Consider the following 11,832-nt stretch of genomic DNA (forward strand, 5'->3'; position numbering starts at 1 on the left):
GCGCAACCAAGAGAAAACGTATAGTCGTTGAATCCACGGCATTGCAATATCTTAGTTAAAGTTATCTGCAGCGTTATTAATACTGAAATTACAACTGAATAGCAAACGTTTAGTTGTGTACAAATATTGCAAATACTCTACGGTATCTGAATAAAAAAGCCTCAATATCAAAAATATTGAGACTATTTATCTAGATTCTATTTTTATGTTATTTATTTTGAATCACTTTTTTCATTTGGGTACCAATGAAAATGAAGCTGAAACCTTCAAATAGTAGTGATATACCAACAAAAATACCCAGTAATGACATAGAGAATTCTGGATTATTCATCAGAGTAAAGAAATAGATACCAATAGCAGTAGAAATCAAACCACTTATTACAATCCAGCGCCAACCTGCAAGGTGTTTACGGCTATTAAAGCCAAATAGCATACGTGTAACACCGTTGAAAATCATTGTGGCAATCATTAATACGGTAATAGTGACTAAGCCAATAAAAGGCTGACTTAGAATAAATAAGCCGCCAATTAAATAGAATAGCGCGCTAATAACGTACCAAATTTTAGTTTTCCAATCATGAATACTAAAGGTGTGATAGACCTGTACTAGACCAATCACAAGGAAAATAGTCCCAACTATTGTTGTGATTGTCATGCCTGCTGCAATAGGTAAGCTAATTGCAAACACGCCAGCTAATGCGACAACAACACCAACAATAATAAACCATTTCCAGCCTTTGCTAAGCATTGAACTCACTGGGTTATTCATAATAAATACCTTAAAAGTAAAAATATGTAATTTAAATGTTTTTCCTAATACTAGACGTAATTATTTGATTAGCTAGTAAAATTCTAATGATAAACAGCAATTTAAGTTTTTGAATACAACATGAGATGAAAATGGATAGTGAGTATTAACGAAAATTGAACTGACAGTGAAAATTATGAGAAATGAAACAGGCGGGTAATTAAAAGTGTATTTTTGGTCTAAAAAAGTGGCGATGAAAGAGAAAGCCTCTCGTCATAGAGGCTTTTGATTCTTTATATTTGAACGGTATTGAAATCAGTGAGCCTTACCAATTCGGAATTTACGTTTATTCCAGCTTCTAACAACAGAATAACGCCATAAGCTACGGATACCAAAATAACCGATAAGTGCTGATACTACGCTGCAAATAAAGCAGCCAAGTAGAAACGGGGGACCAATTTGGCTCATTTGGTTGAGTAAAAAATCCCATGAAAGCTCAAAATGAAACGCGACATTAGGACTATTTAATACCCAAGCGCCTAACTTGTAAGCACCATAGAATAAAACTGGCATTGTTACAGGGTTACTTACCCAAACTAGAGCCACTGAAAGAGGCAGATTTACACCAAATAAAATAGCTAACCCTGCCGCCATAATCATTTGACTAGGAAGTGGGACGAAAGCCATGAATAAGCCAACGGCAAATGCACCTGACGCAGAACGACGGTTTAAGCACCATAAGTTCGGGTTATAAAGTACATTACCAAAGATCTTAAGTGCTTTTTGGCGCTTAATTACTTCATGGCTTGGTAAGAACTTTTTAATAAGATGTCTAGGCATAATTAATATTTATTAAAATCGCGATAACAGCATGTTACAAATAGCACTAGGTATCGCAATAGGTTTTCATTCACTGCATTGGTTATCATTTTTACCACCGTACTGGTGGTATATGACAGCAATAATAGTCAGTATTGTTATTTTTTATTATTGTAAAAACCATTTTCTTTTCTGGTTTTCAATAAGTGCTTTTCTAGCGGTGTTATGTGCCGAACAATATCTGAAAAAAGTTGAAGACATTCCGCTAAATCGCACAAATCTTATCATAAATGTTCGTATTAGTGCTGTAATAAATAAAAATATACCAATTTCAAATATTGAGGTGGAGGTTGTTGATAATTATTTTCATTATTCGCCTGATAATCCTGTTTTAGATGTATCTCATAAGTTATTGCTGATTTGGCCGGATGCACCAACATTAAAACAAGGTCAAATTTGGCAATTACCTGTTAAGTTAAGTCGAATTATTGGGCGTGTAAACCAAGCAGGGTTCGATGCTGAACAATTTGCTGTAAGTCGAAATGTTCATGGTAAGGCTGTGGTACGTCATCGATTATCCTCTCTTCCATTATTACTTTCATCAAGAATAACTTGGCGACAGCGACTTTATGATAAGGCGTTTATTTATTTAGAAAATATGCCGAATAAAGCTTATCTATTAGCATTAGCGTTTGGTGACCGAAGTGGATTAACAAAAGTGAATTGGCTTCATTTAAGAGATAGTGGAACTGCTCATTTGTTAGCTATTTCAGGGTTACACATCGCACTTGCCATGTTATTGGGGTGGCAAATAGGCCGAAAATTTAAGCTCTTTTTGCCGCAGAAGAGTTACTTTATTTGGTTACCGATGCTGACAGGATTATGTATCGCATTTTCCTATGCGTGGTTAAGTGGCTTCACTACGCCGACCATACGTGCATTAATTATGTGTATATTTCTCGGGGTGTTGAAAACAACTGGTGTGTATTGGCGACATTGGCAACTATTATTAACTGCGTTAGCACTAAGTTTATTGATTGATCCATTCTCTATTTATAGTGCTTCTTTCTGGCTATCATTTTATGCTGTTGGCGTTTTGATTATTTATACTCTAAGCCAGCGCTACTTTGCTGGAAGAGTCGTGTTTGATTACTCGATATCGAGTTCGAGCAATCACCTCAAGGTGTTTTTACTTCAACTAGCAAAAATTCAGTTTTGGCTAATGGTACTAATGTTACCCATACAATGGTTATGGTTCGGTGGGTTATCGCTGGCAGCACCTATTGCTAATATAGTTGCCGTTCCCCTGGTGAGTACCATCACGGTTCCTTTAGTGTTATTAGCGCTGCTCACGTTGTGGATTCAACCTATCTCTTTGTTGTTTTGGCAATGTGCAGACTGGTCTTTAATTCCTATCATTGAAGGGATTCAATGGTTAGAAGGTGCGTGGTATCCATTGTCAGCTAACCTGACGCCTTTACTTTGGGGAGCTATCGTCGTTTTTATGGCATTGACATTAGTGCCTTTATCTTCATTTAAGTGGCTATATACCTCCGTGATAATAATTGCGTTGTTTTTGTTTCTCAAAGAGCCAGTAAAGTCGCACTGGAAAATATTGGTTCTCGATGTTGGACATGGGTTAGCAGTTCTGATTATCAAAAATAATAAGGCTGTGTTATATGATACTGGCAATCGATGGAAGGACAGATCGGTTGCTGAAACTACAATTTTACCGGTTCTAGCACAGCTAGGTATAAAACAATTAGATTTTCTAATTATTAGCCATGATGATAGTGACCATGCGGGTGGAAAAACAATCATCACAGAAAAGTTATCACCGCAATATAAGTTCAGTAGTAACTTTGAAAAGGGTTATTTGCCATGCCAGAATGACCAAGTATGGTATTGGCAAGGTTTAACGTTCACTATCCAATGGCCCTTACAGCGTGTGTCTCATGCTCGAAATCCTCATTCATGTGTTATCCATATTCAAAACAGTGATCTTCGCGGTTCATCCGTGTTATTAACGGGTGATATTGATGCGATTGCCGAGTTGATGATGTTAAAAAACGCACCGACACTGGATGCTGATATTTTGTTAGTTCCTCATCATGGAAGCAAAACCTCATCAACACATACTTTTATTGACACGATAAAGCCCTCACTAGCGATTGCTTCTACCAGTTATTTTAATGCGTGGAATTTGCCCGCAAAAAGTATAAAAGCAAGGTATCAAGATCGGGGGATTGAATGGTTATCAACGGAAAATTCGGGGCAAATAAGCGTTACGATTAACGTTCAAAATTACCAGGTTATTACCGAGCGAAAACGTTCCGCTACGCAATGGTACCGTCCTAACTGGTTATGATTGTTGTGTTTTTAATCAGAGACCTAATAAAAGAAGTAAAATACACCTCGAAGTTGTGTTTTTTTTGCTCGAAAAATAAATTTTTCAAAAGGATGAAGTACAAATTTGGTAGAGCGGGAAGTTAAGGGTAGAATATAAAAACTGTATTAGAAATAAATTGGTTTTCATGACTCAATTAACAGAAAAATCATCAAGCGAAACGTACAAGCGTTTATGGCCCTATATTAGCTTTTATAAAGCTGGCCTTGCTGTTGCAATTATCGCGCTTATCATCAATGCGGTTGGTGATACTTTAATGCTTTCAATGATCAAGCCACTTCTTGATGAAAGCTTTGGCGGGCTCGATAAAATCGATTCTGATTTCCTTGCGATGATGCCAATATATTTAATTGGCTTAATGATCTTACGTGGTTTGAGTGGTTTTGTGTCCACTTATTGCCTATCTTGGGTTTCTGGTAACGTTGTAATGAGTTTACGTCGCCAGTTATTCCAACACTTCATGAAAATGCCTGTTGCTTTTTTTGATAAAGAATCTTCTGGGGCATTGTTATCTCGTATTACCTACGATTCAGAGCAAGTTGCGTCAGCTACCAGTAGTGCATTAGTGAGTATTGTACGTGAAGGTGCATCTATTATTGGCTTAATGGCATTGATGTTCTGGAATAGCTGGCAACTATCAGCAATCTTAATTGTTATTGCTCCTGTTGTTGCAATCAGTATTCGTATTGTATCAAAGCGTTTTCGTAAAATTTCACGTGATATGCAAGATGCGATGGGATCAGTAACGTCATCTGCTGAGCAAATGCTGAAGGGTCATAAAGTCGTATTAAGCTACGGTGGTCAACAAGTAGAAAAAAAACGCTTTGATAATGTGAGTAATCAAATGCGTCGCCAGACCATGAAGCTTGTTTCTGCTCAAGCGATTGCTAATCCAGTCATTCAGATTATTGCATCTGTCGCTTTAGTTGTGGTGCTTATTTTAGCCAATACTCCATCACTGCGCGCTGAATTAACGCCAGGTACATTTGCTGTTGTGTTTGGTGCTATGTTCGGCTTGATGCGCCCACTAAAAGCGCTAACAGGTGTTACTTCTCAGTTCCAACGTGGTATGGCTGCATGTCACACGTTGTTTGAATTAATGGATTTAGAAACAGAAAACGATAACGGTAAAGTTGAAGTTAAGCGTGTGAAGGGTGATGTAGAGGTTAAGAATGTGACCTTTACTTACCCAACCAAAGATACGCCAGCATTGCGTGATGTCAGCTTTACTCTACCTGCAGGTAAAACGTTGGCCTTAGTTGGACGGTCAGGCTCAGGAAAGAGTACTATTGCGAACTTGCTGACGCGTTTCTACGATATTGACTCTGGTGAAATTAATCTTGATGGTGCTGAGATCCGCGATTACAAACTAGCGAACCTTCGTGATCAAGTGGCGGTTGTTTCTCAAAACGTTCACTTGTTTAATGACACTATTGCTAACAACATAGCTTATGCCAGCGACAATGCTTATAGCCGTGAAGATATTGAACGTGCGGCAGAACTTGCTTATGCGATGGACTTTATCAAAGGCATGGATAATGGGTTAGATACGATTATTGGCGAAAACGGTGTCAGTTTATCGGGCGGCCAACGTCAACGTCTTGCGATTGCTCGTGCACTATTACGTGATGCGCCAGTGTTAATTCTTGATGAGGCAACATCAGCACTTGATACTGAATCTGAGCGCGCAATTCAAAGTGCCTTGGATGAGCTTCAAAAAGACAGAACGGTACTGGTTATTGCTCACCGTTTATCAACGATTGAAAATGCCGATCAAATCCTAGTGGTAGATGATGGTGAAATTGTTGAACGCGGAACTCATGCAGAGCTTATTAGCAATGACGGTGCGTATGCACAACTTCACCGAATTCAGTTTGGTGACTAATGGCATCCCTTATTGAAAAAATGTGGTTTCAGCATCCGCCGAAAGGGGGGATGCTGTTACTTTACATTCTGCTTTGGCCTGTATTTAGGCCCCTTAGTTTTTTATTTGGAGTGATTAGCCAACATAAAAGACGACAATATTCAGCAGGAAAAAAACAAGTGTATAGCGCTCCTGTACCTGTCGTTGTGGTCGGTAATATTACAGCAGGTGGCAATGGTAAAACGCCTGTTGTCGTGTGGCTGGTGGAACAACTACAAGCGCAAGGTTTAAAGCCGGGTGTTGTTTCTCGTGGTTATGGTGGTAAAGCGCCGCATTATCCCTATTACGTTGAAGCGACAACTAACACTGATATTGCAGGGGATGAGCCCGTACTCATTCAACGAAGAACGAACGCTCCCGTTGCTGTTGCGCCTAAACGCAGTGATGCTGTGAAGATGCTATTAGATCACAATGTAGATGTGATCATCACTGATGATGGTCTTCAACATTATGCATTGGATCGTGATATTGAAATTGTTGTGATTGATGGTCAGCGTCGTTTTGGTAACGAGCATTTATTGCCACTGGGGCCATTGCGTGAAACGTGTGAACGTTTAAATGACGTCGATTTTCTTATTTGTAATGGTGGTTCAGCGCAAGCAAATGAAGCATCAATGACATTGGTCCCAACCGATTTAATTAATGTGAAAACAGGTGAGCGTTGCTTGATAGATGACTTAAAAGATATCGTCGCTATTGCGGGTATTGGTCATCCTCCTCGTTTTTTTTCTACCCTAAATCAATTAGGTGTAACCCCTGTTTTATGTCAGCCTTTTGCTGATCATCAAGCATTTGAAAAACAAACATTGTTAGAGTTAGCCCATCAAGGGCAGCATTTAGTAATGACTGAAAAAGATGCCGTGAAGTGCTACGCTTTTGCTGAAGATAACTGGTGGTATTTACCTGTTAATGCTGATATCGCTCAGCCCCAGGCAACAGACATTATTAATAAGATCATTGAGGTAAAGGAAACGTATGGATCATCGTCTGCTTGAAATCGTTGCTTGTCCTGTATGTAAAGGCAAGTTGAGTTACGATAAAAAAAATAATGAGCTGGTATGTAAATTTGATCGTTTAGCTTATCCTATTAAAGATGGCATTCCAGTTTTACTTGAGCCAGAAGCACGTACGTTAAGCTCTGACGAGGTTAAATAATGACATTTACCGTTATTATTCCTGCGCGCTATCAATCTACACGTTTACCGGGTAAACCATTGGCAGACATTGCAGGTAAGCCAATGGTGCAGTGGGTTTACGAGAAAGCAATGAAGTCTGGTGCCGATCAAGTGATTGTTGCAACGGATGATCAACGCATTGTTGATGTGGTAAAAGGTTTTGGTGGTGAGGTGTGCTTAACACGTACAGATCACGAATCTGGTACCGAGCGTTTAGCCGAGGTAGTTGAAAAATATCAATTATCGGATGATCATATTGTTGTTAATGTGCAAGGGGATGAACCACTCATTCCTGACACTATTATCCGCCAAGTTGCTGATAATATTGCGCATAAAGACGCACCTATGGCGACATTAGCGGTAGAAATTGATCACTATGATGAAGTATTTAATCCAAATGCTGTAAAAGTTGTTACGGATAAAGATGGTTATGCATTGTATTTTAGCCGTGCAGCTATTCCTTGGGATCGTGATAATTTTGCGAAACAGCCACGGATTGTGCATCATAATTTACTTCGCCATATTGGCATTTATGCGTACCGTGCAGGGTTTATTAAAACCTATATTAATTGGGAGCCAAGTGCACTCGAGCAAATTGAGTCTCTAGAGCAATTGCGAGTGCTTTGGTACGGTGAAAAAATCCATGTTGATGTGGCGATTGATGCGCCTCCTGCGGGTGTAGATACGCCAGAAGATCTGGAGACAGTTCGTCAGATCGTGGGTTAAAATGCAATAATAGATAAAGCCTAAACAGTGTTTAGGCTTTTTTATTTGTCTTGATTATGGAATAGAGATCAGGCTTTATATCTATTAAATACAAAGTAGTATGTCATAAGTGTTACAGTGCTGATGACACTTGGTTCAACGGCAACGGCTTTAATGAAATAAGAAGGAAAGGATCCATGGCATTTATTAAAAAGTTATTTTTAAGCCAATGGAGCACTGATTTTCGCTACGTAAAACCTGCGATCAAAAATCAAAATGATCACTTAAAACAAGTCTGGAATGACGAAAAAGAAAATACATTTGGCATCGAAAGATTATTCAAACTTTTTCTCGTTCTATCATCATATATTTTTCCGGGACTGTATATTCGACATATCTCTGGTATGTTTGGCTTGTTAGCAAGGAAAATATGTTCAGAAGTTTATGTTATTCTTAAATTAATAACACCGATATTGATCTTTAATTTTAATCTTGAATCATCACTATTTTCGATTTTATTTATATCTTATTTACTATTAGAAACATTACTTTATTTATTAAGTATCATTTTTCTTTCGGATATATATAGTCCGCCAATATCTAAAAAACGTTCATTTTTAATGTTAGTTATTAATTATATCGAAGTCTGCTTGGGTTTTGCTGTTTTATATAAAGCGACTGGTGGAGTGAGTAATCTAGTGTCAAATTTTGATGCGATTTATTTTAGTTTTATTACGGCGACAACAATAGGATATGGGCAAATGGCACCAATCGGGCATGATGCGAAAGCCTTGGTGATATTACATGCGATGTATAACTTTATATTTATAGGTTTAATTTTAAGTAATTTCGCTCTTAATATTACATATAAAGATAGTAGTTATCGAATAAATGAGAATAAAAATAGTCAGCGTAAAGCTGACTAACAGGACAATACATTGCCCTGTTAGGTAGAGTGATTACTGTGCTGTTTTTACACGAATACGACTTTTGTCTACCATCGTTTCATTTAAAGCTTTCATCGCACGAGCGGCTTGTTCCTCATCCTCCATTTCTACAAAAGCGAAGCCTTTTGACTTACCTGTAATTGCATCTAAAACAAGGTTACAGTTTCCTACTTTGCCAAACTCTTCAAAAATTTTACGAAGTTGGATTTCAGTGGTGCTACGAGAAAGGTTACGAACTAGAATTTTCATTTAGAGGTCTTTTGATTAGGTATGTTTTACTATTTTAACACGAATAATATTTAAGATAGGTATATAGCGTAGCAAGAAATGAGGAATACAGATTTTTCTATTATTTATATTAAAAATCAGTCACTGAAATAATGGGTGAGAATTCAGTGACTGCTCTTTATATTAAAGACAAATTATAGATTTGCTAGTGTTTCATCTTCTTCTTTAATTAAGTGAGCTTTTTCTTTTTGCGCCTTCTCACTTAGGTGAGCTTGTGGTTTTTCTTTATGTTTAATGATTTGACGCTCTAAACGATCAAATGCTTCATTAAATGCATCAATAAGCTCATTTGCTTCACCTGAGGCATTGATTTTGCCTAAGTTAGATTTAGTTGCAATCTCAACAGTAAAGTTACGACCTTCTTCAAGTTTCATGAATACATCTTTGCTTTGAAATGCAATTTTGAATTTATCAAACTTAAAGAACGTTTCTTTAATGTGTTTTTCTAGGTAGTCAGGAAGTTCAAAACCGCGTGCTGTAATTTTAATGCTCATAATAAGTTACTCATAATTTGTTGGAGTTTATGCTTATAAGATGAACCTAAAAATGACCATGTAATGTGATCTGAGTCACATTATTTGTCATAAAAGAAATTGTTAAAACGAAGACGAACTTGGTTGCTTTATAAGCAATTTATTGTGATGGTAATAATAAAAGATAAAGTTCTTATAGAATAAGAATAAAAAAAACACTATTTATTAAAATTAAATAATAAATAGTGTTATTAAAGTGTAAGGTTGGTGTTTTTTACTAAAAAAGTAATCTTTGATTGAATAGTGAAAAATTAAAACAATCCGTGATTTTTATTTGTTAATACAAGAATGATCATGGCCAAATTAGCTTAAGCCTGTGTATCGATAACGTTCGGTTGTTTCTCTTTATCTATCTCAGTCGTTTTATTTAAACCTAAAATACGGGAAGTAATCGTTCCTGCCGTCATTGATCCACTAACATTTACTGCAGTTCTTCCCATATCAATTAAAGGTTCGATAGAAATTAATAAGCCTGCAAGTGCAACTGGCATACCTAATGTTGAAAGAACGATAAGAGCGGCAAATGTCGCTCCACCACCAATACCTGCAATACCAAATGAGCTGACAGTTACAATAGCAATAAGAGAAATCATAAAGCTTGGATCTAATGGGTTAATGCCCACTGTCGGCGCAATCATTACCGCAAGCATTGCTGGATATAAACCCGCACAACCATTTTGACCCATCGTAGCGCCAAAGGAAGCTGAGAAGTTAGCAACCGCATCGCCATTGCCTAGTGATTTTACTTGAGTATTAATATTTAACGGAATTGTGCCTGCACTTGAACGTGAGGTAAAAGCAAACGTCAGTACCGGTAAAATCTTCTTGAGAAAGCGTAGAGGATTGACCCCAACAAAGCTAACGAGTAAGAGATGCAACACAAGAATTAAGCTAAGGCCAATATAAGATGCGATAACAAAATTCAGTAAACTTAAAATATCGTCATAGTTCGAACCAGCAACTACTTTTGTCATTAATGCCATAACACCATAAGGTGTTAAGCTCAGTACCATACGTACTAGTGTACGAACAATTTCTTGGGCAACATTAACAAACTTTTCAAAGCTAGCGCCTAACTCTGGGGTTGTTTTAATTACCGTTAAGCCAGCCATGCCAACAAATGCCGAAAAAATTACCACTGCAATAGTAGAAGTAGGACGAGTTCCCGCTAAATCAGCAAAAGGATTAGAAGGGAAAAATGAAATTATCATGTCTGCAAACGAAACATTCGCAATACTACCCAAGCGTGTTTGTAATGCTTCGCCGCGGGCAATTTCTCGCGCACCTTCTACAATACCATCAGCTGTTAAACCAAATAGGTTAGTGATCATTATACCGATTAAAGCGGAGACAGCTGTTGTTGCTAATAAAATACCTATGGTTAGAAATGATATTTTTCCCAGCGCACTTGAATCCTTAACCTTAATAATTGCGCCAATGATTGAAACCATAATGAGTGGCATAACAATCATTTTTAAAAGGCTGATATAGCCTGCCCCAACAATATTAATGTACTCAAGGGTGTCACTTACCACAGGAGTTTGTGGGTGATATAACCATTGCAGAGAGGCGCCAAATAAGACACCGAGAATTAATCCGGTAAAAACGCGTTTTGACAGTGTGCTATCTGTACGCTGTTGCTTAATCAACAAGGCGATCAGTAACGTAAATACGACTAAATTTATAATTTGATACATACTGCTAACCTTTAATTTATCAATATAATAAAAACAAGAAAGCAATAATTTGCAGTCAAACGAACTGATGCTTGTAAAATTTAGGAATTAAAATGTTAAGCAATTATTGTTTCTTATTGGAGGAGAATCATAGTGGCTAAAGCTTTTTTCAGATACACTTTTTATGACGTTTCTTAGCTTAATTGTTTTGTATATATAACTTTTAGTTATATATGTTTGTGTGACAATATATCGAAGGCTAATCAGAAAAGTAAAAGAAAGGTAAGTGACGTTGGCAAAAAAAGCCCAGTAATGATTTACTGGGCGATAAGGAAGTGATGTAAATTTAGCCTGCAACAGTTAATGCATCTGCATTCTCATGATTGTTTTCATCAGTGCTTGGCTCTTTATGGTTAGCAAGAAATGTACGTAATTGTTGCCATAAACTCCCTAGTTTTTCATGCCAATAACGTTCAGTTTGGTTTAAAAACTGCGAACTTGGCGCGTAACGTATCCAAGCTGTTTAATTTTGTTCGTTGCTAAAAAGTTAGTCAGCGCTGGATTGGATTCAGTCCTGCTTGATGAAACTCATACATAGCCCTTGGCATAT

11 protein-coding genes are annotated in these 11,832 nt (G+C 37.4%); 6 read left to right on the forward strand and 5 right to left on the reverse strand.

Features of this window, described 5'->3' with window-relative positions; all coding sequences use genetic code 11:
- Positions 1-208: 208 nt before the first annotated feature.
- Together SKA34_RS12940 and SKA34_RS12945 are read right to left on the reverse strand one after the other, a co-directional pair.
- Positions 209-769, reverse strand: coding sequence for an HdeD family acid-resistance protein (locus SKA34_RS12940; protein WP_006645983.1), 561 nt, complete (start codon positions 767-769; stop codon positions 209-211).
- A 294-nt stretch (positions 770-1,063) separates the two neighbouring features.
- Positions 1,064-1,588 (reverse strand): DUF2062 domain-containing protein, encoded by a 525-nt coding sequence (locus SKA34_RS12945; RefSeq protein ID WP_006645984.1) that lies wholly within the window; start codon positions 1,586-1,588, stop codon positions 1,064-1,066.
- Positions 1,589-1,619: 31 nt separating this feature from the next.
- On the opposite strand from SKA34_RS12945, the gene SKA34_RS12950 reads away from it, so the two are divergent.
- The 6 genes from SKA34_RS12950 to SKA34_RS12975 all read left to right on the forward strand — a co-directional run bounded on the left by SKA34_RS12950 (position 1,620) and on the right by SKA34_RS12975 (position 8,704).
- Complete coding sequence (locus SKA34_RS12950; RefSeq protein ID WP_006645985.1) at positions 1,620-3,935, forward strand: DNA internalization-related competence protein ComEC/Rec2; 2,316 nt, start codon at positions 1,620-1,622, stop codon at positions 3,933-3,935.
- A 166-nt stretch (positions 3,936-4,101) separates the two neighbouring features.
- Positions 4,102-5,859, forward strand: coding sequence for a lipid A ABC transporter ATP-binding protein/permease MsbA (msbA, locus tag SKA34_RS12955; RefSeq protein WP_006645986.1), 1,758 nt, complete (start codon positions 4,102-4,104; stop codon positions 5,857-5,859).
- Positions 5,859-6,893: a tetraacyldisaccharide 4'-kinase gene (gene lpxK / locus SKA34_RS12960; protein ID WP_006645987.1), complete on the forward strand. Its 1,035-nt coding sequence runs from the start codon at positions 5,859-5,861 to the stop codon at positions 6,891-6,893. Before msbA ends, lpxK begins: the two co-directional genes overlap by 1 nt.
- A complete protein-coding gene (locus SKA34_RS12965) occupies positions 6,874-7,053 on the forward strand; it encodes a Trm112 family protein (RefSeq protein WP_006645988.1) in 180 nt (59 codons plus the stop codon). The genes lpxK and SKA34_RS12965 overlap by 20 nt, the downstream gene beginning before the upstream one ends.
- The gene (kdsB, locus tag SKA34_RS12970) at positions 7,053-7,799 is read left to right on the forward strand and encodes a 3-deoxy-manno-octulosonate cytidylyltransferase (protein WP_006645989.1); all 747 of its coding nucleotides are present in this window, start codon (positions 7,053-7,055) and stop codon (positions 7,797-7,799) included. Before SKA34_RS12965 ends, kdsB begins: the two co-directional genes overlap by 1 nt.
- 176 nt (positions 7,800-7,975) lie before the next feature.
- A complete protein-coding gene (locus SKA34_RS12975; protein ID WP_006645990.1) occupies positions 7,976-8,704 on the forward strand; it encodes a potassium channel family protein in 729 nt (242 codons plus the stop codon).
- 33 nt (positions 8,705-8,737) lie between these two features.
- Here SKA34_RS12975 and SKA34_RS12980 read toward each other — a convergent pair whose 3' ends face one another.
- From SKA34_RS12980 to SKA34_RS12990, 3 genes are all read right to left on the reverse strand, one after another.
- Positions 8,738-8,974 carry an RNA-binding protein gene (locus SKA34_RS12980; RefSeq protein ID WP_006645991.1) on the reverse strand — a complete coding sequence of 79 codons (237 nt, stop codon included), beginning with the start codon at positions 8,972-8,974 and terminating at the stop codon, positions 8,738-8,740.
- 173 nt (positions 8,975-9,147) lie between these two features.
- On the reverse strand, positions 9,148-9,507 hold the full coding sequence (gene hpf, locus SKA34_RS12985; protein WP_006645992.1) for a ribosome hibernation-promoting factor, HPF/YfiA family: 360 nt from the start codon (positions 9,505-9,507) through the stop codon (positions 9,148-9,150).
- A gap of 347 nt (positions 9,508-9,854) precedes the next feature.
- Positions 9,855-11,243, reverse strand: a complete 1,389-nt coding sequence (locus SKA34_RS12990; protein ID WP_006645993.1) for an L-cystine transporter — start codon at positions 11,241-11,243, stop codon at positions 9,855-9,857.
- Positions 11,244-11,832 lie beyond the last annotated feature (589 nt).

The organism is Photobacterium sp. SKA34, assembly GCF_000153325.1.
Taxonomy (GTDB): domain Bacteria; phylum Pseudomonadota; class Gammaproteobacteria; order Enterobacterales; family Vibrionaceae; genus Photobacterium.